Raw genomic sequence first — 22465 nt, forward strand, 5'->3', positions numbered from 1 at the left:
AGGAGGACCCTGGAGATGATGCTTCTGGTGCGGATCATCGACCTTGTCGTGAGCGTGCTGCGCTACCTGGCCACCCCCGAAGCCCGGCTACTGCGCGCCGGCGTGCTGGTCGTGCTGTTCTTCGGTGTCGCGGTCGGTGCAGCCGGGCTGATCTGGGGACTCGCCCAACTCCCGCACTACCTTGCCGGGCCATAACCGCCACATATCGCTGCATCGAGAGGATCGCTCACATGTCGACCTGCCATGAACAACACGGCCAGGACCAGGCCCGGCACCGCTTACTCACCACCGCCGAGACCCGGGTTCACGTCGACTGTTACACCCCGCGCTGGGACGACGACCCGGTCGATCTGACTGAGGCACTGGACTTTTGGTCGGCTGCCGCGGCGGCGGCCAATGTCATCATGCAGTTGAGCATGCCCGGCGTCGGCTACGGCGTCGTGGAGAGTCGAGTGGAATCCGGCTCGCTGATGGAACATCCGTGGAAGCGGCTGCGCACCACCGCCCAGTACATGGCCGTCGCGGTGCTGGGCACCGAGGAGGAACGCGCCGCCTACCGTGACGCGGTCAACGTCGCGCATCGGCAGGTTCGCTCCACGGCGGACAGTCCGGTCAAATACAACGCCTTCGACCGGGATCTGCAACTATGGGTCGCCGCGTGCCTGTTCGTCTTCTACGAGGACACCTACCAGCTGCTGCGCGGCAAGATGACCGAGGAACAGGCGGAGGCGTTCTACCACCACGCCTGGCCGCTCGGCACCACCCTGCAGGTCACCGACGACCAGTGGCCGCCCACCCGCGCCGAGTTCGACACCTATTGGAACACCACCTGCCAAACTCTTCAGATGGACGACGCCGTGCGCGACTACCTCATGCGCCTAGTCGACCTGAAGATGGTCAACCCGATCTTCCGGGCGCTCCTGGGGCCGCTGCTGCGATTCTTGACGATCGGTTTTCTGCCACCGGTCTTTCGCGAGCTGCTCGGTGTGCAATGGTCGCGAGGCGAACAACGCCAGTTCGAAAATCTTTTTCTGCTCGTGTCATTTGTGAACCGCTTCATTCCCCGGTTCATCCGGACCGCCAACTATCACGTGCTGATGGCCGATGTTCGCCATCGCATCCGGCGCCACAAGTCGCTGATCTGACCATGGCGACTCACCACGACGACGGCTTGGGGCCCGACGGCCTGCTGTGGCACTTCCTGGCCGACCGGCGCTACCTGTTCGTGTTGCCCCGAGCGGTATGTCTGCTGCTGCTGCATCCCGGCATCGCCGCCGGCATCAGCGAGCACGCCCTGATGCGTAACCGCATCTGGCTGCACAAGAAACGCACCTTCACCCAAGCCGTCAACTACGCCTACTCCGACCTCGACATGCGACCCCAGATGCGCTTCTCCCACGAGCACGTCAAGGGCGTCGACAGGTTCGGGCACAAGTACCACGCACTGAACCCCGACACCTTCCATTTTCAGCACAGCGCTTACGTAGAGTCCCTCTTCGTCATGGTCAACACCTTCATTCGTCCCCTCGACGGCGACGAACATGAGCAGCTCTATGCCGAGTGCTGCGCCTGGTATCGCCGATACGGCGTGTCTACCCGGCCCATGCCTGCGACCTGGCCGGAATTCGTTGAATACTTCGAGGATTACTGCCAAGCGCACCTGATGGCCGGCGCCCACTTCGAGCCGTTTCGCGAACAGATTTTCGCCCCCACCGACTGGTGGATGCGCGCAGTCCCCCACCCCGCCATTCGTGCCCTGCAGCACCCCCGCGCCCGCGAGCTCACCGGGATCAACGTCAATGCCGCCGACCGATGGTCGCTGCGCCAATTCGTCCGGTTGACTCAGCTCTCCTCGCTGACCCCGCGACACCACTGGAACGCCAGGGCGCGCGCCGCACTACGCACGGCCGCACATCAGCCGAGCACCTCGCTGGGCGCCGCGCGTGGCTGACACCGCACGCACGACCCGGCGGCGCCCCAAAGATCGCAAGGACCAGATCGCCCGGGCCGCCGCCGAATCATTCAGCACCCTGGGCTATCACGCGGTCAGCGTGGAGAACATCGCCACCGAGGTCGGTGTCTCGGCTCCCGCCCTCTACCGGCACTACGCCAGCAAGTACGACCTGTTCCGCGTCGCGGTGCTGGCACTGAGCCAGCAACTGGTCGACGTCACCGACATCGTCGTCGACCCCGCCGCAGGCCCGGCGGCAGCACTCGACCAGCTGATACACGCCCTGATCGATGTCGCACTGCGCAACCGCGAATCCGGTGGCCTGTACCGATGGCAGGCACGCTATCTCCGCGAACCCGACGCCACCACGCTGTTGGATCAGCTACGCCTGGTCAACCAACGCCTACAGCAGCCGCTGGCCGAGCTACGGCCGGCGGCGCCGCTGTTGCATCGACAGATGCTCTCAGCGGCATTGCTCAGCGTCGCCGGGGGGATCACCGACCACCACCTGCGCGCCACGGCCGACGACATCACGGATCTCCTGACGACGGCGTCGCGGGCACTGCTGCACACCGAATTTCCCGTGCCGGACAACTTTTCTTCCGGGGCGAGCGGGGCGCGCATCTTCACCGCGGATGCCGGGATGTACGAGGCGGTGCTGCACGCCTCGATGATGCTGTTCCACCGCCACGGCTACGCCGAGACCAGCGTGGCCCAGATCGCCAAGGCCGCCGGACTGCGAATCTCGAGTATCTACGGTTATTTTCCCGGCAAAGCCGACATTCTCAGCACCGCGCTGCGCCGCTCGTCCGATCGGCTCTCCGCGGAGCTGTCGGTGGTCAACACCAACCGGTCCGAACCGCGAGAGGCACTCACGCAGCTGGTCGACATCTACGTCGCCACCTCGTTCGCCAACCCGGAGCTGGCGTCGATCTACTACAGCGAACAGATCCACCTGTCCCCATCCGATCGGGCGCTGCTGCGCAACGTGCAGCGTTCCACCATCGACTCCTGGGTGGGGTTGTTGCGGTCGGTGCGGCCCGAACTCACCGCAACCGCTGCCCGATTCCTGGTGCACGCCGCGATGGGTCTGGTGGTCGATCTCGGTCGACTGGTGCACTACGACCGGCCCGACCCCTCGACGCCGCACAGGGCCTACGAGCAGGCGTGCGTACGCACGCTGATGCACTCGGTGCTGTTCGGCGCCTGAGCGCACCGCACCCCTATTTGGCGCTGTTGAACTTGGCCATGGCGTCGTCGAGGCGTTGCAGCGCCGCACCGTAGGCCGCGAAGTCACCGCGGCGCTGGGTGTCTCGCACCGCATTGAGCGCCGATTCGATCTCGCGCAGCGCCGCGGCCTTCGCCGGCGACAACGCGACCTCCGCGGCCGGGGGCGTGGGCACCGCCGCAACGGGCGGGGTGGCCGACGGTGGCGTCCCCTGCGCAGCAGCGCCGTTCTCGGTGGGTGCGATGTCGGTGGCGGCCGCACCGGCACCGGGCCCGAACAGGCCGGTGAGTGCGTCGGACACCGTCGGCCCGTAGCCGATCTTGTCGTTGTACATCATCGCCACCCGGATGAGCCGCGGGTACGACGACGAGGCATCGCTGGAACCCGGTGAGGCATAGACCGGTTCGACGTAGAGCAGTCCGCCCTGTGCCACCGGCAGGGTCAGCAGATTGCCCCACCGGATGCGGTTCTGGTTGTCGCGCCCGATCACGCCGAGGTCCTGGCTGACCGTGGTGTCGGTGGTGATGGCGTTGTTGGCCAGCTTTGGCCCGTTGACCTGCCCGGGAATGGTGAGCACGGTCAGCTTTCCGTAGGTGTCCGGGTCCGAGCTGGCACTGATGTAGGCGGCCAAGTAGTCGCGCTTGAACCGGTTCATCGCGCTGGTCAGCTGGAAGGACGCTGAATTATCGCCCTTAGCAAGGTTTTTAGCGACGATGTAGTACGGCGGCTGGAAGCTGCTGGCGGTGGGATTGGGGTCCAGCGGCACGTCCCAGAAGTCCGATGTGGAGAAGAACGTCACTGGGTCGTTGACGTGGTACTTGGCCAGCAGCATGCGCTGCACCTTGAACAGGTCTTCGGGGTAGCGCAGGTGCTCGGCGAGTTCGGGTGTGATCTCGGCTTTCGGTTTGACCGTTCCCGGGAACACCTTCATCCACGCCTTCAGCACCGGGTCCTGCTCGTCCTGGGCGTACAGGCTGACCGTTCCGTCGTAGGCGTCGACGGTGGCCTTCACCGAGTTGCGGATGTAGGACACCCGCCGGTCCGGCAGCAGCCGGTTGAACTCCACCTCTTTGGAGTCCGCGGTCGCCGACGACAACGACGTCAGCTCCGAGTACGGGTAATTGTCCAGCGTGGTGTAGCCGTCGATGATCCACACCAGTCGCTTGTTCACGATCGCCGGGTACACCGTGGAATCGGTGGTCAGCCAGGGCGCCACCGCCTGCACCCGGCTCGCCGGGTCACGGTTGAACAGGATCTTGCTGTCGGCGCCGATCACATTGGAGAACAGGAAGTTCCGCTCGGCGAACTTCGCGGCGAATACGCTGCGGGCCAACCAGTTTCCGATACCCACCCCGCCGGCGCCGGTGTAGGTGTAGTTCTTCGTCTCGGTGTTGGTCTCATAGTCGTACTCACGGTCGGCGCCGTTGCGTCCGACGATCGCGTAGTCGGCGACGGTGTCGGCGATCACCGGCCCGTAGTAGACACGCGGCTGGTCGAGGCGGGCCGGTCCGTCGGAGACGACACCGCCGTTGGCGCCGACGACATTGACCAGAAACTCCGGGTATCCACCGTTTTGGTTGGGGTCGTTGGCGATACCGCGCACGGTGTTGGCCGGCGAGGCGATGAACCCGTTGCCGTGGGTGAACACGGTGTGCCTATTGATCCAGTCGCGCTGGTTGTCGATCAGTCGATCCGGGTTCAGCTCGCGGGCGGCGACCACGTAGTCACGCAGCTGGCCGTCGTCGTCGCGATACCGGTCGATGGTGAGCTGGTCGGGGAAGAAGTAGAAGTTCTTGCCCTGCTGAAACTGGGTGAACGCGGGGCTGACGATGGTCGGGTCGAGCAGCCGGATGTTGGAGGTGGTGGCCGCATCGGCGCCCACCTGCGCGGCCGTCGCCCGCGCATCACCGCGGTAGTCCCGGTAGGTGACCACATCCTCGGTCAGCCCGTAGGCCTGCCGGGTCGCCGTGATCGAGCGAGAGATGTACTCGCTCTCCTTCTGCGCCGCGTTGGGCTTGACGCTGAACTGTTCGACGATCAGTGGCCAGCCCGCGCCGACCACGACCGACGACAGCAGCAGCAGCACCAAACCGATCGCCGGAATCTGCAAGTCGCGCAGCACGATCGCCGAGAACACCGCGACCGCGCAGATCAGCGCGATCGCCAGCAGGATCATCTTGGCCGGCAGCACCGCGTTGATGTCGGTGTAGCCGGCTCCGGTGAAAGGCTTACCCGTGCGGGTGTGACTGAGCAGCTCATAGCGGTCCAGCCAGTACGCCCCGGCCTTGAGCAGCACCAGGGTGCCGATCAGGCTGACCACCTGGATGCGCGCCGGGCGGCTCAGGGCGCCGGCCCGGCCCGACAGCCGGATGCCGCCGAAGATGTAGTGCGTGGTCAGATTCGCGATGGTGGCCAGGCACAGCGTCGCCAGCAGCAGCCCCACCACCAGCCGGTAGAACGGCAGGTCGAAGGCGTAGAAGCCCAGGTCTTTGCCGAACTGCGGATCGTTGATCCCGAAGTCACCGCCACGCAGGAACAGCTGGATACGCACCCAGTAGCTCTGCGCGACGATTCCGGCCAGCACTCCGATGCCCGCCGGAATCCCGAATCCGATCAGCCGCAGCCGCGACAGCACCGTGGTGCGATACCGCGCCACCGGGTCGTTGACGCCGTTGCTGGGGACGAAAACCGGCCGGACCCGGAAGGCGGTGGCCATCGCGGCGAACACGATTCCGCCGACCAGCAGCGTCACCACGACGAACGTGATCAGGCGGGTCAGCAAAGTCGTGACGAACACCGAGCGGTAGCCCAGCTCTCCGAACCACAGCCAGTCGACATAGCCGTCGATCAGCCGCGGCCCCACCAGCAGCAGCGCGATCACGACGAACGCGCTGGCAACCATGATCCGGCTGCGCGCGGTCAATTTCGGCATCCTCGCAGTGGGCCGCATCCCCACGTGCCACGCTCCCTAGCTCAGTTGTCCCTGACGGCCCCACTGTAGCCAACAAAGACTCAGCAAGAGGGTGGCTGACCTCCGTCAGTGATGGTTCGCAGCGCGCCCACCGCCTGGGCGAGGCTGTCCACCTTGACCAGTTGCAGACCCTTGTCGTCGTTTCTGGCCTCGTAGCAGTTGTCGGCCGGGACCAGGAACACCGTCGCGCCGGCCTCGCGGGCCGCCATCATCTTGTGTGCGATTCCGCCGATCGCGTCGACCTGGCCGTTGGACTTGATGACCCCGGTGCCGGCAACGAAGTTCGGCCCGGCCAGGGTGCCGGTGGTCAGCTTGTCGACGACGGCCAGCGAGAACATCAGACCCGCGGACGGGCCGCCGATGTTCGCGAGGTTGAAGTCGATGGTGAACGGCGCCCACGGCGCATCGAGGACGGACACGCCCAGGAATCCGTTGGCGCGGTCCTTGTTCTCTCCGAGCGTAATCCGCGCCGTACCGGGCGCGGCGTTCTTGCGCCGGTAGTCGATGACGACCGTCTCGCCCGGCTTGGTGTCGGCCAGCCGCGCGGTGAACTGCCGAACCGTGTAGACCGGTTCGCCGTTGACGGCGTCCACGGCATCGCCGCGCTGCAGCGCGCCGGCAGACGGACCCGGGTCGTGGACATCGGCGAGGGTGACCGCTGACGGGTAGCGCAGGTAGCCCAGCGCGGCGTACTCGGCGCTCTGCTCGGACGCGCGGAAATCGGCGTCGTTGCTCTCGTCGACTTCTTGACGGGACTTGCCCGGCGGATAGACCAGGTCACGCGGCATGAGCTGCTCACGCCCCGACAGCCACAGCGCCAACGCCTCCCCCAGCGTCAGACCGTCGCGCTGGGAGACCGTGGTCATGTTGAGGTGGCCGGTCGTCGGGTGCGTGGTGGTCCCCTCGATGTCGACCACCTGCTTGCCGTCGATCATGCCGAGGGTGTCGAAAGTGGGGCCCGGCCCCAATGACACGAAGGGCACGGTCACCGCCGTCAGCAGTACGCCGAACGCGACCACCGGCAGCACAGCCGCCAACAGCGTCAGAATCCGCCTGTTCACCCCGGGTATGGTAAACGGCCACCGCCCCGGCGCAGACGGCCCGACCGCCGTGGCCGCGTGTCGTTCCGCCAGACGTTGCCGATGGGTACGGTTGTGTCTATGGCTGATCTGCCCTTCGGTTTCTCTTCCGGGGACGACCCCGACCGCGAGCGAGGCTCGGGGCCCACCGACCCGTTCGGCATGGGTGCTGGGTTCAACATGGCCGATCTGGGCCAGGTCTTCACCCAGCTCGGGCAGATGTTCAGCGGTGCCGGCCGGGTGAGCGCCGACGGCCGACCGGCCGGTCCGGTCAACTACGACCTGGCACGACAGGTCGCGACCAAGTCGATCGGCCCGGTCTCGCCGGTGACCGCGTCGACCGCGACCGCCATCGGCGACGCGGTGCACCTGGCCGAAACCTGGCTCGACGGAGCGACTTCGTTACCGGCCGGCACCACCAGTGGGGTTGCCTGGACGCCGGTGGACTGGGTCGAGCACACCATGACCACCTGGCAGCGGCTGTGCGACCCGATGGCCGAACAGGTTTCGTCGGTGTGGGCCTCAGCACTGCCGGAAGAGGCCAAGAGCATGGCCGGCCCGCTGCTGTCGGTGATGTCGCAGATGGGCGGGTTGGCGTTCGGTTCCCAGTTGGGCCAGGCGCTGGGCCGGTTGTCCGGAGAGGTGCTGACCTCGACCGACATCGGCCTGCCACTGGGGCCCAGCGGCGTGGCCGCGCTGCTGCCCGGTGCGATCGAGGAATTGGCCGGCGGCCTGGAGCAGCCGCGCAGTGAGATCGTCACCTTCCTGGCCGCCCGCGAGGCCGCCCACCACCGGCTGTTCACCCACGTGCCGTGGCTGTCCAACCAGTTGCTCAGCGCTGTGGAGGCCTACGCCCGGGGCATGAAGATCGACATCCGGGGCATCGAAGAACTGGCGCAGGGCTTCGACCCGGCGGCGATGACCGATCCCTCGGCCATGAACGAACTGCTCAACCAAGGCGTGTTCGAGCCCAAGTCGACCCCGGAGCAGCTCGCCGCACTGGAGCGGCTGGAGACCCTGCTGGCCCTGATCGAGGGCTGGGTGCAGACCGTGGTCAATGCGGCGCTAGGCGACCGGATCCCGGGTACCGCCGCGCTCTCGGAGATGCTGCGCCGCCGGCGCGCCACCGGTGGCCCGGCCGAGCAGACCTTCGCTACGCTGGTCGGTTTAGAACTGCGCCCGCGCAAGCTGCGCGAGGCCGCGGTGCTCTGGGAGCGGTTGACCACGGCGGTCGGGGCCGACGCCCGCGACAAGGTCTGGCAGCACCCCGATCTGCTTCCCGAGGCCTCCGATCTCGACGAGCCGGCCGCGTTCATCGACCGGATTCTCGGCGGCTCCAGCGACATTGACTCGGCCATCGACCAGGCGATCGCGGAGTTCCAGCGCGAGGCCGGTAACGCCGACGACGCCGACGACTGAGGCGCCGCGTTCAGCTGCGTGCCACCGTCTCGGGTGGTGCGGCGGCGCGGCGCCACGCAAGCGGATTGAGGTGGCGGTAGGGATCCTCGGCGCGGACGTCGAGCAGTTCGGCCAAGATCCGCTCGAGCGACTGTTGAGTCTTCTCCCGCACGGTGGCAACCCATTTCTCGCTCGAGACGCGGGCGGGCTTGGTGGTGTCGATCGGGGCGCCGAAGCGCAGGTACATCCGCTGCGGTCGAGGGATGAGGGTCGGGCCGATGCCGTGCTGCAGGGGCATGACCATGTCCGGCGGCCCGGCAAGCCGTCGTGTCAGAGCCGCACTGAAGCGTTCCCAGCTGCCACCGCGACGACTCAGACTCCGGTAGACGTCATCGCCACCGACCAACCCGACGGGCACGATCGGATACTGGTGTTCGACTGCGAGGCGGGCGAATCCGGCGCGGCCCTGCCAGCGCAGGGTGTACTCCTCCCCCTTGAACTTCGGAATCTCCCGACCGCCGCCGGGGAACACCAGGATGGGCTCGTTGCGGCACATCAGTTCGCGGACCGGCTCGGGCGCGCCCACCAGCGCCCCCGCGGCGGCGAGCAGATCTCGCGCCGGGCCCCGCATGCGCCCGAACTGTCGATCCGTCAGTGACCGTACCCGTTTGCCGATCACGCGCCGAACGTGAAAGGGAATCAGCAGGGCTTCCACACTGACCTGGGTGTGGTTGCCCACCAAGAGAAATCGGCCATCACGGGGCAGGTTTTCGAGCCCCTCGACGTAGGGCCGGTACGCCTCGATCGCGGGCGTGACCGCGTCGGCGACGGTCTCGACGGCCCGCCGCAGGGCGTCGACCCGCGGCGGCTGGTTCAGGATCGCGTCGGTGTCGGTCAGGACGTGCATGCCCTCACAGTACAGAACGAACTGGTTCGTATGGTTATGATCTTGCTGTGAGACGGAACGCCGGTGAGCTGCGCGGCCAGATACTCGATGCTGCCCGCGCCGAGTTCGCTCGCCATGGTCTTGCCGGATCGCGCATCGACCGGATCGCCGGCGCGGCACACGCCAGCAAGGAACGCCTCTATGCCCACTTCGGCGACAAGGAAACCCTGTTTCGGGAAGTGATGGCTACCGACGTGACCGCCTTCTATCGGTCGGTCACCCTACGTCCCGACGCGGTGCCCGAATTCGCCGGCGATATCTACGATTTGGGCCGCAACCGACCCGAACACCTTCGCATGATCACCTGGGCCCGCCTGGAAGGATTGGCCCTCGACGAGCCCCACGCAGACGGGAGGGCGATCTTCGAGCACGCCGTCGCGGCCATCGAAGCCGCCCAGAGCGACGGGCACGTCGACACCTCCTGGGAACCCCTGGACCTGCTGGCCCTGCTGTTCGGTATCGGCCTGGCCTGGGCCCACTCCCCCGATCCGTACGAGGCCCTCACCGACCGCGCTGTGATCGCACGCCAACGCGGCGCCGCCGTCGAGGCCGCGCGGCGGATCGTTGCTCGCCCCTGTGGATGACGGGAGGCGTGTTGCCGCCCGGCATGACAGGGTCGCGTGCGTGACAAGGGTTGGTTCCGAGACCTCCACCTACACCCTCGATCCGGCGCTGCCGGTGTTGCTGCGTCCCGACGGTGCCGTGCAGATCGGCTGGGATCCGAGGCGCGCCGTGCTGGTGCAGCCACCCCGTGGCCTGACCCCGGCAGCGCTGGCCACCGTCCTGCGCGCGATGCAGATCCCGACCACCGTCGCCGCGCTGCACCGCGAAGCCGCCCAACACGGCCCGGTGGACGCCGCGGAGCTCGATGAGCTGCTGGCCGCTCTGGTGGCGTCACGGGTCGCCGTCCGCGAGGAAGGGACGCGCCGTGGGTGCCGCACGGTCTCGCTGCGGGTGCACGGCCGCGGCCCGCTGTCGGATCTGCTGGTCGAATCGCTGCGTTGCTCGAGCGCCGTGGTCCGGCGCAGCAGTCACCCGCACGCCACGGTGAGCACCGCGGGGACCGACCTGGTGGTACTGGCGGACTATTTGGTCCCTGACCCGCGGCTGGTACGGGAACTGCATGCCGAGCGGGTGCCGCACCTGCCGGTGCGAGTGCGCGACGGCACCGGACTGGTCGGCCCGTTGGTCCTGCCAGGAGTCACCAGCTGTTTGGGGTGCGCCGATCTACACCGGCGGGACCGGGACTCCGCGTGGCCCGCGGTGGCCGCGCAGCTACGCCACACCGTCGCCCACGCCGACCGGGCCACAGTGCTGGCGACGGCGGCGCTGGCGCTGAGCCAAGTCGACCGTGTGATCGCAGCGGTGCGCGGGACCGCAGCCGACCGGGACCTGGCTGCTCCCCCGACGCTGGACGCCACCCTGGAGCTGGACCTGGCCGCCGGATCGATCGTGATGCGACGCTGGGTCCGGCACCCGCTGTGCGATTGCTGACGTCGTATGCGCCACCGGGAATTACCAACGCGGTGACCGGCACCACAGCAACGTCATGGATGATGGACACGTGTCAGACATCAAACGCGGTAGCGCGGCGCGCAATGCGAAGCTGGCCAGCCTGCCCGTCGGCTTCGCCGGCCGGGCAGCACTCGGGCTCGGGAAACGGCTGACCGGCAAGTCCAAGGACGAGGTCACCGCCGAGCTCATGGAGAAGGCGGCCAACCAGCTGTTCACCGTCCTGGGTGAGCTCAAGGGTGGCGCCATGAAGGTGGGCCAGGCCCTGTCGGTGATGGAAGCGGCCATCCCCGAGGAGTTCGGCGAGCCCTACCGGGAGGCGCTGACCAAACTGCAGAAGGATGCGCCGCCGCTGCCCGCGGACAAAGTGCACCGGGTGCTCGACGCGCAGCTGGGCACCAAGTGGCGGGAGCGCTTCACCGAGTTCGACGACACCCCCATCGCCTCGGCCAGCATCGGACAGGTGCACAAAGCGGTGTGGGCCGACGGCCGTCCCGTGGCGGTCAAGATCCAGTACCCCGGCGCCGACGAGGCGCTGCGTGCCGACCTCAAGACGATTCGGCGGCTGACCGGCATCTTCAAGCAGCTGGCACCCGGCGTGGACGTCAAGGGCGTCATCGATGAGTTGATCGAGCGCACCGAGATGGAGCTGGACTACCGGCTGGAGGCCGACAACCAGCGCATCTTCGCCAAGGCCTACGCCGGCCACCCCCACTTCCACATCCCGCACGTCGTGGCCAGCGCCCCCAAGACGGTGATCCAGGAGTGGATCGACGGCATCGGCATGGCCGAGATCATCCGTAACGGCACCGTCGAGCAACGCGACCTGATGGGCACCCGGCTGGCCGAGTTCACCTGGGACGCCGCCCGCCGGCTGGAGCTCATCCACGGCGACGCCCACCCGGGCAACTTCATGCTGCTGCCGGACGGCCGGATGGGCATCATCGATTTCGGTGCGGTGGCGCCGATGCCCGGCGGTTTCCCCCCGGAGCTGGGCGCCTCGGTGCGTTACGCCCGCGACAAGGAATACGACAAGGTCATCGAAACCATGCGCCGGGGCGGCTTCATCCAGAAGGGCCAGGACGTCTCGGTACGCGAGATCGACGAGATGTTCCGTCAGTACGTCGAACCGGTCGAGGTCGAGGTCTTCCACTACAGCCGCAAGTGGCTGATGCGGATCGCCGGCAAGCAACTGGAGCGCCCGGTCGAGCAGATCAAGACGGCCCGGCAGCTGGACCTGCCGCCCAAACTCGCGATGCCGATGCGGGTGCTCGGATCCACCACGGCGATCATGTGTCAGCTCGACGCCCACGTGCCGATCAAGCGGCTGTCCGAAGAATTGGTGCCGGGCTTCACCGATCCCGAAGACGTCGCGGTCGGTCCGTCCGCCTAGTACCGCGGTCGCTTTACGCGGCGACCGGCTCCTTGCGTGGGCGGCCACGCGGCCGTTTGCGGCCGATGACACTGCCCCGGTCGAGGATCTCGCCGCCCCACACCCCCCACGGCTCGGCGCGCTGCAACGCCGCCGACAGGCACTGCTGGCGGATCGGGCACGCGGCGCACCGCGCCTTGGCCCGCTCCAGATCGGCGGGGGCGTCGGCGAACCACAGGTCGGGATCGCTGTTACACGGCAGTTCGAGCTGGTTCTTCATCGTCGTCGGTCACCTGTTCTGGGAAGAATGCAAAAAAATGGCCACGGTCCTGGTTTCAGGTCCGTGGCCATCGGGCTGGTTGAGCTGATGCGTTAGGCAAAACCCCGATGCACGGACACGCCGGCAGCGGCATGCGCGGCGGCAGCCGCGCGTACGGCGATCGTGGTCGGGGTGGTCATGGTTTGGCAGGTTAGTCGTTGCCGGCCCCCGCGCACAACCGAATTTCTGACCTGCACGTTCAGCCCCGGTTGCGGATCATCTCCAGCACGTCGGAGCCGAACTGCTCCAGCTTGCGCGCGCCGATGCCCGGGATGGCCACCAGAGCGGCCTCGTCGCCGGGCAGCATCTCGGCGATCGCAGTCAGGGTGTTGTCGGAAAAGACGATGTAAGCAGGCACTTTCAGCTCGGTGGCGGTGCGCAGTCGCCAGTCCTTGAGCGCCACCAGCAGCTCGGTGTCCACGTCGGCCGCACAGGTCTCGCACCGGCTGAGCATGATGGCGGCCGGGGTGGCCAGCGCCTTGTTGCAGACGCGGCAGTGCTTCGGGGCCCCGCGGGCCCGGCGCTTGGCGGGGGCGGCGGCGTCGGCCTGCGGGGCGATCCCGCTGAGGAAGCGCGACGGCTTGCGGCCGGCCCGCCCGCCCGGGGCGCGGGCCAGCGCCCAGCTCAAGCTCAGGTGGATGCGGGCCCGCGTGACACCGACATAGAGCAGCCGGCGTTCCTCCTCGACCGCCTCGCTGTCCGCGCCGTGCGCCAAAGCGTGCGAGATGGGCAGCGTGCCGTCGGCGAGGCCGACCAGGAACACCGCGTCCCACTCCAGGCCCTTGGCAGCGTGCAGCGATGCCAGGGTGACGCCCTGCACCGTCGGCGGGTGCCGGGAGTCGGCGCGCATCCGCAGTTCGGTCAACAGCGCGGGCAGGTCGAGGTCGGGGCGTTGGGCCACCTCGTCGTCGACGAGTTCGGCCAGCGCACCGAGGGCCTCCCAGCGCTCGCGCGCCTTGGCCCCGCTGGGCGGTTCGGTGGTCAGCCCGAGCGGTTCGAGCACACCGCGCACCGTTTCGGGTAGCGGCCCATCGGCACCACGCTCCGCGGCCCGCTGCAACGCGACCAGCGCCTGGCGGATCTCCTGGCGGGTGAAGAACCCCTCGCCGCCGCGCACCTGGTAGGCGATGCCGGCCTCGGTGAGCGCCTCCTCGTAGACCTCCGACTGCGCATTGATCCGGTACAGCACGGCGATCTCGGCCGGCGAAGTGCCGTCGTGAATCAACCGGGCGATGGACTTGGCCACCGCCGCGGCCTCGGCGACCTCGTCGGAATGCTCCCGAAAGACCGGAGCCGGGCCGGATTCGCGCTGCCCGATCAGGTTCAGCTTGCTGCCGGCCACCCGCCCCCGTGCGGCGCCGATCACCCGGTTGGCCAGCGACACCACCTCGGGCGTGGACCGGTAGTCGCGCTCCAGGCGCACCAGTGCGGCGTCCGGAAACCGGCGAGTGAAGTCCAGCAGATAGCGCGGCGAGGCTCCGGTGAACGAATAGATGGTCTGGTTGGCGTCCCCGACGACGGTCAAGTCGTCGCGCTCCCCCAGCCAGGCCGACAACACCCGCTCCTGCAACGGCGTGACGTCCTGGTATTCGTCGACGACGAAACACCGGTAGCGGTCCCGGAATTCGGCGGCCACCGCAGCGTCGTTCTCGATCGCGGCCGCGGTGTGCAGCAGCAGGTCGTCGAAGTCGAGCATCGCCACTTCGCCGCGAGCCTTCAGCGCCTCATAACCGGCGTAGACATCGGCCAGCTTGGCGGCGTCCAGCGGGGTATCGCGGCCGGCCGCGGCCACCGCCTCGGGATACTGCTCGGGCCCGATCAGGGATGCCTTGGCCCACTCGATCTCGCCGGCCACGTCACGCACGTCGTCATTGCTCAACCGCAGGCCGGCGTGGCCGGCGGCGCGGGCGACCACCCCGAACTTGCGGTCCAACAGCTCCCACCCGGTGTCGCCGACCACCCGCGGCCAGAAGTACCGCAACTGCCGCCGGGCGGCGGCGTGAAAGGTCAGCGCCTGGACTCCGCCGACCCCGGCAGCCGCGCCCGCGCCGGCCGCCGAACCCAGCGCACGCAACCGGGACCGCATCTCCCCGGCGGCGCGCTGGGTGAACGTCACCGCCAGCACCTGTCCGGGCGCGACGTGACCGCCGGCGACCAGCTGGGCGATCCGATGGGTGATGGTGCGGGTTTTGCCGGTCCCAGCACCGGCGAGAACGCACACCGGGCCGCGCGGCGCCAGCACCGCAGCGCGCTGCTCCTCGTCCAGCCCGGCGATGAGCGCATCCATGGCGTCCATCTTGGCAGGCGCCCCCGACGGCCCGAGACGCCGATTCGGGCATATTCGGATCACCGACTACGTTTGGGGAGTTATGAACCAGCTCGTCATGTACACCACCCAGTGGTGCGGCTACTGCCGACAGCTCAAAGCGTCCTTGAAGAAGCTTGAGATCCCGTACGAGGAGATCGACATCGAGCTGGACCCCACAGCGGCGGAATTCGTCAGCTCGGCCAACGGCGGCAACCGCACGGTGCCCACGCTGCGCTTCGCCGACGGCTCGACGCTGACCAACCCGACCGGGCGTGAGGTCAAGGCGAAGCTGGAGCGGCTCGGCGCCTGAGCTCAGTGCCGGGCCGCTTCCTGGGCCAGCTGGACCCTCGATGTCAACCCAAGCTTGGTGTAGACGTGGGTGAGGTGAGCCTGCACCGTGCGCGGTGAGACGAATAGCCGTGCCGCCACCTCTTTGTTGCCCAGCCCCTCGCTGACGAGCCGCACGACTTCGCGCTCGGCTCGGGTCAGCGACGACCACCCGCTCTCAGCGCGCCTGCGCTCACCTTTACCGCGCTGCGCGTAGCCAATCGCCTCGTCGATCGACAGCGCGGCCCCTTCTGCCCACGCCGCGCCGAAGTCCTTCTCGCCCAATGTGGCCCGCAGCCCGGACAACGCGGACTGGTCTTGCTCGGCCAGCACCGCCAGCGGCTCGAGCCCGATGAGCTGGCGGGCCGCCTCGGCGGCACCGAACAAGCGGGCGGCAACCACGTTGTTTTCAGTAGCGCTCATCGTATGGCCGAGGCAGGCGAGGGCGAACGGGACGACAAACGGCGCGCCGAGTTCCACGGCAATCGCCAGCGCTTCGTAGGCGTCACGTTCGGCCGCCGCGACGTCACACCGAGCGATACCCACCCGGGCACGCGCCACCAGCGTCAGCGCACGACCGTAACCGCGGGTCGACGCCGCGATATCGTCGGCCCAGCGGCCCGCGTCGGCGATGTCACCGCATGCCAGCGGCGCCAACGCCGCCCACACAAAGGACGAGGCGGTCTGCGGGTCCAGCCCGGAGCACTCCCGGGCGGTTTCGAATGCCTGCCGCGCCGCCGACGCATCCCCGGAAGCCAGATGCGCCATCCCCTGTGCGCAATGAACGGGGCCGTTGTAGTACTCGAAAAGTGAGACACTGCCCGAGGCCGCCGCAGCCTCGGCCCGCGACCCCGCCGCGTCACCCGCGTAAGCCAACACAAAGGTGCGCATGGTGTGGCCGTAGATTGAGTACATCGCATCGTTAGCGCGTGCGGCGTCCTCGATCACCTCCCCCAAACGAGTGACGGCGCCGGACAAGTCACCGCCATACATCTGCGCCCAGCCCAGCGCGAACCGGCACTGGCGCGCGATGAATGCCGCGCCGATGCCCTCGGCGATCCGAAGCCCCTCCTCGGCGGCGGTCTGAATCTCCGCGAGCGGTTGGTCCAGCATCAGACCCGCGATCGCGTTCGAGGCCAGCACCTGGCCCAACGTCCCCAAGTCGTTGACAGCGCGAGCGAAGTCGGCCGCCTCGGTGAAATACCCGCGGGCCAACTCGGGATTTCCGGGAGCACAGATCATCCCGCACGCCGCCAGCGTCCGAGCCAGCATCGCGGTGTCGCCGCACTCGCGTACGACGGCCAGGCATTGTTCGGCGTCGTCGAGGACATCAGTTCGTCCCAGAAAAGACAGCAGCTGCGCCCGGCATACCGACGCCCATACCCGCGCCTCCGACATCTCGGAACCGGCCGGGTCCGGATCGGGGGACGCCGTGAGCCAACTCAGCCCTTCCTGGATACGCCCACGAGTCAGCCACAACGGTTGCAGCGCCGCCGCCAGTATCAGCGCCCTATCGGTGTCGGAGCATTCCTTGCTCCATGCGAAAGCCGCTCGCAGGTTATCGATTTCGGCGTCCAACCGATCGATGATGCGTTCCTGGCCGACCTCGCCGGGAGCGCCCAGCGCAGTGGCCATCGCCGCATAGTGGTCGCGATGGCGGTTCCGTATCTCGCCCGCTTCGCGGGACTCACTGAGCTTTTCCATGGCGTATTGACGCACCGTCTCCAGCAACCGATAGCGGGTGCCGTGTGAACTGTCGTCGGCGACCACCAGTGACTTGTCGACCAATAGGACCAGCTGGTCGAGCACCTGGTAACGCTCGATCTCACCGCCCATGATCGCCTGGGCGGCGTCGAGGTCACCGCCGCCGAGGAAAACCGCCAACCTGCGGAACAGCACCTGTTCGGGCTCCGACAGCAAAGCGTGGGACCAATCCACCGAGGCCCGCAAGGTCTGCTGGCGTCGTACCGCAGTACGCGCACCACCGGTCAACAGCCGGAAAGTGTCGTGCAGGCTGTCGCGGATCTCGTTGGGCGACAACGCCCGCACCCGCGCCGCCGCAAGCTCGATCGCCAGTGGCAGCCCGTCGAGGCGACGGCAGATCTCGGTCACCGTGTCGAGATTCTCGGAGGTCACCGAGAATCCCGGCTTGGTGCGACGGGCACGATCGCCGAACAACTCGATCGCCTCGTCGGCCAAGCCGAGCGACGGCACCCGCCAGCTCACCTCGCCGGTCACACCGATCGGCTCGCGGCTGGTCGTCAGCCACGTCACCGCGGGACATGCGGCCAGCAGCCCGGTGATCAGCTCCGCGCAGGCGTCGAGGAGATGCTCGCAGTTGTCGAGCACGATCAGGACTTCGCGATCGCGCAGGAACCGCCGCAGCATGTCGCTCAACGGTTGACCCGGTTGGTCCGGCAAACCCAGCGCTCGCGCCGTCGTCACAGCGACCATCTTCGGGTCAATGATCGGGGCCAAGTCCACGTAGCAGACACCGCCCGCGAAATTCGCGGCAACAATGCCGGCGACCTGCACTGCCAGTCGAGTCTTTCCGGCGCCGCCCGCACCGGTCAGGGTGACAAGGCGATTCTCACTGAGCGCCTTCCCAACGTCGACTATTTCCTGCCGACGGCCGATGAAGCTCGTCAGGTGCACCGGAAGGTGGTTGAGGTCAACGGGACTGGCGACCCGAAGTGGCGGGAAGTCGTTGCACAAGTCCGGGTGGCAGAGTTGCACCACGCGTTCCGGGCGCGGCAAGTCCCGTAACGGATGGGTGCCCAGATCGGTGAGCACGACGCCGGTCGGGAGTTGGTCGACGACAAGGAGTTCGGTGGTACCTGACAAAACGGTCTGACCGCCATGGGCTAGATCTCTAAGCCGCGCCGTGCGATTGATGGTCGGACCGATGTAGTTTCCTTCATCACGAAGCTGCACATCGCCGGTATGCAGCCCGATCCGCAACTTGATCGGCGCCAAGGCCGAGCGCTGGAGGTCCAGCGCACAGGCCAACGCATCCGCAGCACGGGCAAAAGCGACAACGCAGCTGTCACCCTCCCCCTGTTCGACCGGCCGGACACCGTGGTGCTGGGAGACGACGTGCGCCAGAACCTGATCGAGCCGTGCGACGGCGGCTCTCATCGCCTCGGGCTGGGTCTCCCACAACCGCGTCGAACCTTCGACGTCGGCCAACAGCAGAGTGACGGTGCCCGTCGGAAGTTCCCCGATGTCGCTCATGTCCGTGCCGTTCCAGCTCGTTTCGCTCATGCTAGCCAGCCTGCGGTGATCGACGGCGTACAACATCAGCGAAAATGCCAATCATTGCCTCAGCAGGGCGCGTATGTAGGCGTTCGATCGACGCAGAATTACGCCCTTCGGCCGATGGCCGAGCATCGGCAGACATCGCAGAGTTCTGGACATGAACCTCTACGCGAACCTGCCGACCATCCAATACGGAGACAACCCGACCCCGGAGCAATTCCACCGCGCTGTCGCCGACGCTCGTCGCGCGGGTCCGGTCGCCCTCGGCCCCTTCTGTCCGGAAGTGCTCGGGTACGACCTGGTGCGCGCCGTCCTGCGCGATCCACGATTTGTGACACCGCAGGGCATCGCCCTGCTGATGCAAGGCATCACCTCCGGCCCGGTCTGGGATCGGGTCACCCGGCTGTTGCTCCATCTGGACGGGATAGCGTCCCGTGGAGTGGTGGACTTCGGATCGGACGTGGTTCATGCGTCGTGATCGACGAGTCATGGTGAACGCTAAGCGATTTGGTGTTGTTTGGCAAGCGCTTCGGCGGTGTGTTTCTTGGCGATGACGGTGCGTAGTTCGTCCATGGAGACATCGGAGAGATAGCGGCGGGTGACCTGCCATTCGTCGTGGGCTTCGATGACTACCGCCGTCGCCAGGCGCAGGAACGCCGCGGGGTTGGGGAAGATCTCCACGACATCGGCCCGGCGCTTGATCTCCTTGTTCAACCGTTCTATGGGGTTGTTCGACCAGATCTTCTGCCAGTGGGCCTTCGGGAACGCGGTGAACGCCAGCACATCGGTCTTGGCCTCGCCCATCATGGCCGCGACCTTCGGAAACGATTCGGCGAGGGTGTCGGCGACGCGGTCCCACTGGTCGCCGACTCCCTCGGGGTCGGTGTGGGCGAAGATCGTCTTGACCGCCGCGGTCACCGCGGGGGCATGCTTCGCGGCCACGGCGGTGTGCAGGTTACGCATGAAATGCACCCGGCACCGCTGCCACGACGACCCACTGAACTGTTGGGCCACCGCAGCTTTCAAGCCCGCATGGGCATCGGAAATCACCAGGTGCACCCCGGACAGACCACGCGATTTGAGCGAGGCGAGGAACTCCCGCCAGAACTCGAAGGACTCGCTATCGCCGACAGCGGTGCCCAGCACCTCGCGGGTGCCGTCGATCGAGACCCCGGTGGCCACCACCAGGGCCTGGGAGACCACATGCGCCCCGACCCGCACCTTGCAGAACGTGGCGTCGCAGAACACGTACGGAAACTGCGTGTGAGCCAGGCTGCGGGTGCGAAACGCCTCGATCTCGGTATCGAGGCTTGGCGCAGATCCGGGAGACCTCCGACTTGGACACCCCGGATTCGACGCCCATCGCGGCTACCAGGTCATCGACGCTGCGCGTGGACACCCCGTGCACGTAGGCCTCCATGATCACCGCGTGCAGGGCCTTGTCGATGCGGCGGCGGCGTTCCAGCAGCGACGGGAAAAACGAGAGCCCGCAGCTTGGGGATGCCCACCTCGATATCGCCGCGGCGGTTGTGGCCACCGTCTTGGGGCGGTGCCCGTTGCGCTGCGTGCTACGCCCGCCGGTGCGCTCGTAGCGGCCGGCCCCGATCGCCTCGGTGGCCTCGGCCTCGATCAGCGCCTGCAGCCCGGCGCGGATCAGCTCAGCGAACACCGCACCGGAGTCGGCGGACTTGAGTGCATCGAGCTGGGCCAGCAGGGCAGAATGGTTCTGGGTCATCGCGTCGTGTGTCTTCCTGTTGAGTCACTTGGTAGGTAACTCACCGATCACTACGCGATGGCCCACCCCAACACCGGCACCGACACACCCGGGACCTTCAACCCTGGCCGGACCGCCTCCCGAAACCCCACCACCCCAGGGGACTTACCCCTGGACGGCGCCGAGCACCGCAGGCTACGTGCTTTGGTGGCAAAGGCGTTCAGCCCACGTGCCGCCGAACGGATGCGCGGCGCGTGCATCGACGTCATCACCGAGCTGGTCGACCAGTGCGCTGCCATCGGCCGGTGCGAATTCGTGGCCGAGATCGCCAGGTGGTATCCGATCGCGATCATCGGCTCGCTGCTCGGCGCACCGCGCAACGACTGGGAACAGTTGTCCGAGTGGGTGACCGGCCTGTCCAAGGCCATGAGCATCGAGGTCGCCCAGTACGAGGCAGAGATCCTGCGCGCCTGGAATGGCCTGGAGGGCTACATCGAGCAGCTCATTGCTGTGCGGCGCTCGAAGCCGGCCGACGACCTGATCTCCGAGCTGCTTCGAGCCGAAGAGGACGGCGACCGGTTAAGCCACGACGAACTCATCGCCCTGGTGGTGATCCTGTTCAATGCCGGTATCGACACCACGCGGCACCAGTTGGCCGCGGCGATGCAGGTGCTCGTCGATCATCCCGACCAGTGGAAGACGCTGAGCCGGTGTCCCGAGCTGGTACCGCAGGCGGTCGAGGAGGTGCTGCGGTACGCGCCGGTGAACTTCCGCGTCCTGCGCAAGGCCGTCGTCGACGTCGACCTTGGCGGCGTGACGTTTCCCTCGGGTTCGTTCGTCGTAGCCAATACAGCTGCGGCCAATCGGGACCCGGCGGCCTTCGAAGACCCGGATCGTTTTGACATCGCTCGCACGGGAACACCGGCGATGCTGACCTTCGGCGGCGGTGTCCACTACTGCCTGGGCGTGCACCTTGCCCGCATCGAACTAGTTGAGGCGCTGCGTGTCCTGACGGCCAGGATGTCGAATCCACGCCAAATCGGCCCGGCGCCGTGGAAACCAGTCACCGAATTGACCGGACCGCAGGTGCTGCCCCTGGAGTTCGTCGGTCGCGACTCGCTCAGCCCGACTCAGCCCACGACTCGATGATCGTCCGGGCAATCGAGATCGACCCGGGCAGCAGCAGTTTCGCATCCGGATTGCCGCTGTTCCAGGCCCCGGCGGACAGCGCGGCCCGCACGTCGTCGCGGGTGAACCACGCCGCCTCGGTGATCTCGCCGTCGCTGAAGACGAAGGTCTGAGCAGGGTCGGCGACGGCGTGGAAGCCGACCATCAGCGACCGTGGGAACGGCCACGGCTGGCTGCCCAGATAGGTCACATCACGCACCGCCAGCCCAACCTCTTCGTGAACCTCGCGGACCACGCAGGCCTCGAACGACTCGCCCGCCTCGACGAACCCGGCCAGCAGTGAGAACATCCGGACCGGCCAGTTGTGCTGGCGGGCCAACACCACGCGGTCGGCACCGTCGTGCACCAGACAGATCACCGCCGGGTCGATGCGCGGGAACTCCTCGACACCGGTGACCGGATTGGCCCGTGCCCAGCCGCCACGTACCGGCTTGGTCGGCGTGCCGTCGACGGCCGAAAACCGGGCATTGTCATGCCAATTCAGCAGCGCAATGGCCGAAGACACCAATTGGGCGCTGACGTCGTCGAAGATGTCGCCGGTGGCACGGATGTCCAGCACCGAGACGTCGACGTCGGCAGGGGCCCGCAGCGCGTCGCGGACTGCCCAGACGTGCCGACCGTCCTCGATGCGGCCTAAAAAGACCGCGTCCGATGGTGGGGTGTCGCCCAGTTCCTTGGCCTCCTGCAGCACCACGCGGCCGCCGGCGACCAGTACCTGGTTGCGGGGATCGACCCGCAGCAGCGCGGCCGCCGACCAGCCGGCGACGGCCGCATCGGTGTCGGTGCGCAACTGATCGGCTCGATCAGCCCCAACCCGCGACAACAGGGGCACCTGGCGCAGCTGGAAGCCACCCATCATTCCTCCCCGTGCCGCCCCGCTGCGCCCGGCGTCGC

19 protein-coding genes and 1 pseudogene are annotated in these 22465 nt (G+C 67.4%); 11 read left to right on the forward strand and 9 right to left on the reverse strand.

Annotated elements, in window-relative coordinates; all coding sequences use genetic code 11:
• Positions 1-15: 15 nt before the first annotated feature.
• From K3U94_RS16520 to K3U94_RS16535, 4 genes are read left to right on the forward strand one after another with little or no spacing between them, the layout of a single operon-like run.
• Positions 16-195: a hypothetical protein gene (locus tag K3U94_RS16520; RefSeq protein ID WP_220694414.1), complete on the forward strand. Its 180-nt coding sequence runs from the start codon at positions 16-18 to the stop codon at positions 193-195.
• A gap of 35 nt (positions 196-230) precedes the next feature.
• The gene (locus tag K3U94_RS16525) at positions 231-1145 is read left to right on the forward strand and encodes an oxygenase MpaB family protein (protein ID WP_220694415.1); all 915 of its coding nucleotides are present in this window, start codon (positions 231-233) and stop codon (positions 1143-1145) included.
• A gap of 2 nt (positions 1146-1147) precedes the next feature.
• Positions 1148-1951, forward strand: a complete 804-nt coding sequence (locus K3U94_RS16530) for an oxygenase MpaB family protein (protein WP_220694416.1) — start codon at positions 1148-1150, stop codon at positions 1949-1951.
• Positions 1944-3161: a TetR/AcrR family transcriptional regulator gene (locus K3U94_RS16535; protein ID WP_047318926.1), complete on the forward strand. Its 1218-nt coding sequence runs from the start codon at positions 1944-1946 to the stop codon at positions 3159-3161. Before K3U94_RS16530 ends, K3U94_RS16535 begins: the two co-directional genes overlap by 8 nt.
• A gap of 13 nt (positions 3162-3174) precedes the next feature.
• On the opposite strand, the gene K3U94_RS16540 is transcribed toward K3U94_RS16535, so the two are convergent.
• Positions 3175-6135, reverse strand: a complete 2961-nt coding sequence (locus tag K3U94_RS16540; protein ID WP_220694417.1) for a UPF0182 family protein — start codon at positions 6133-6135, stop codon at positions 3175-3177.
• Positions 6136-6191: 56 nt separating this feature from the next.
• Complete coding sequence (locus K3U94_RS16545; protein ID WP_047318924.1) at positions 6192-7211, reverse strand: YlbL family protein; 1020 nt, start codon at positions 7209-7211, stop codon at positions 6192-6194.
• Between the two features lie 99 nt (positions 7212-7310).
• Here K3U94_RS16545 and K3U94_RS16550 point away from each other — a divergent pair, with 99 nt between their 5' ends.
• Positions 7311-8648: a zinc-dependent metalloprotease gene (locus K3U94_RS16550; protein ID WP_220694418.1), complete on the forward strand. Its 1338-nt coding sequence runs from the start codon at positions 7311-7313 to the stop codon at positions 8646-8648.
• Between the two features lie 10 nt (positions 8649-8658).
• Here K3U94_RS16550 and K3U94_RS16555 read toward each other — a convergent pair whose 3' ends face one another.
• Positions 8659-9534, reverse strand: coding sequence for a lysophospholipid acyltransferase family protein (locus K3U94_RS16555; RefSeq protein WP_220694419.1), 876 nt, complete (start codon positions 9532-9534; stop codon positions 8659-8661).
• Between the two features lie 47 nt (positions 9535-9581).
• On the opposite strand from K3U94_RS16555, the gene K3U94_RS16560 reads away from it, so the two are divergent.
• The 3 genes from K3U94_RS16560 to K3U94_RS16570 are packed head-to-tail and all read left to right on the forward strand — an operon-like array spanning position 9582 to position 12478.
• Positions 9582-10157 (forward strand): TetR/AcrR family transcriptional regulator, encoded by a 576-nt coding sequence (locus K3U94_RS16560; RefSeq protein ID WP_047318921.1) that lies wholly within the window; start codon positions 9582-9584, stop codon positions 10155-10157.
• A gap of 40 nt (positions 10158-10197) precedes the next feature.
• Complete coding sequence (locus K3U94_RS16565; protein WP_220694420.1) at positions 10198-11067, forward strand: TOMM precursor leader peptide-binding protein; 870 nt, start codon at positions 10198-10200, stop codon at positions 11065-11067.
• 55 nt (positions 11068-11122) lie between these two features.
• The gene (locus tag K3U94_RS16570) at positions 11123-12478 is read left to right on the forward strand and encodes a macrolide-binding ATPase MABP-1 (protein ID WP_220694421.1); all 1356 of its coding nucleotides are present in this window, start codon (positions 11123-11125) and stop codon (positions 12476-12478) included.
• 13 nt (positions 12479-12491) lie between these two features.
• Here K3U94_RS16570 and K3U94_RS16575 read toward each other — a convergent pair whose 3' ends face one another.
• Both K3U94_RS16575 and K3U94_RS16580 read right to left on the reverse strand, forming a co-directional pair.
• Positions 12492-12737 (reverse strand): WhiB family transcriptional regulator, encoded by a 246-nt coding sequence (locus tag K3U94_RS16575; RefSeq protein WP_047318918.1) that lies wholly within the window; start codon positions 12735-12737, stop codon positions 12492-12494.
• Between the two features lie 238 nt (positions 12738-12975).
• On the reverse strand, positions 12976-15072 hold the full coding sequence (locus K3U94_RS16580; RefSeq protein ID WP_220694422.1) for an ATP-dependent DNA helicase UvrD2: 2097 nt from the start codon (positions 15070-15072) through the stop codon (positions 12976-12978).
• A 73-nt stretch (positions 15073-15145) separates the two neighbouring features.
• On the opposite strand from K3U94_RS16580, the gene K3U94_RS16585 reads away from it, so the two are divergent.
• On the forward strand, positions 15146-15394 hold the full coding sequence (locus tag K3U94_RS16585; RefSeq protein WP_047318916.1) for a mycoredoxin: 249 nt from the start codon (positions 15146-15148) through the stop codon (positions 15392-15394).
• A gap of 2 nt (positions 15395-15396) precedes the next feature.
• Here the strand turns inward: K3U94_RS16585 and K3U94_RS16590 are convergent, their stop codons facing one another.
• Positions 15397-18675 carry a LuxR family transcriptional regulator gene (locus K3U94_RS16590; protein WP_230987176.1) on the reverse strand — a complete coding sequence of 1093 codons (3279 nt, stop codon included), beginning with the start codon at positions 18673-18675 and terminating at the stop codon, positions 15397-15399.
• 151 nt (positions 18676-18826) lie between these two features.
• Between K3U94_RS16590 and K3U94_RS16595 the strand changes: the two genes are divergently transcribed.
• Positions 18827-19147, forward strand: a complete 321-nt coding sequence (locus K3U94_RS16595; protein ID WP_220694423.1) for a hypothetical protein — start codon at positions 18827-18829, stop codon at positions 19145-19147.
• A 20-nt stretch (positions 19148-19167) separates the two neighbouring features.
• Here the strand turns inward: K3U94_RS16595 and K3U94_RS24435 are convergent, their stop codons facing one another.
• The gene (locus tag K3U94_RS24435) at positions 19168-19965 is read right to left on the reverse strand and encodes an IS256 family transposase (protein WP_434084929.1); all 798 of its coding nucleotides are present in this window, start codon (positions 19963-19965) and stop codon (positions 19168-19170) included.
• A gap of 73 nt (positions 19966-20038) precedes the next feature.
• Positions 20039-20404 (reverse strand): annotated as a pseudogene (locus tag K3U94_RS24440) (transposase); the annotation flags it as partial.
• A 186-nt stretch (positions 20405-20590) separates the two neighbouring features.
• Between K3U94_RS24440 and K3U94_RS16605 the strand changes: the two are divergent.
• Positions 20591-21532: a cytochrome P450 gene (locus K3U94_RS16605; protein ID WP_230987177.1), complete on the forward strand. Its 942-nt coding sequence runs from the start codon at positions 20591-20593 to the stop codon at positions 21530-21532.
• On the opposite strand, the gene nudC is transcribed toward K3U94_RS16605, so the two are convergent.
• Positions 21504-22427 (reverse strand): NAD(+) diphosphatase, encoded by a 924-nt coding sequence (nudC, locus tag K3U94_RS16610; protein ID WP_220694425.1) that lies wholly within the window; start codon positions 22425-22427, stop codon positions 21504-21506. The two genes, K3U94_RS16605 and nudC, sit on opposite strands and share 29 nt — an antisense overlap.
• Between the last annotated feature and the right edge of the window lie 38 nt (positions 22428-22465).

Origin of the sequence: Mycolicibacter heraklionensis, assembly GCF_019645815.1 — a bacterium.
Taxonomy (GTDB): Bacteria; Actinomycetota; Actinomycetes; order Mycobacteriales; family Mycobacteriaceae; genus Mycobacterium; species Mycobacterium heraklionense.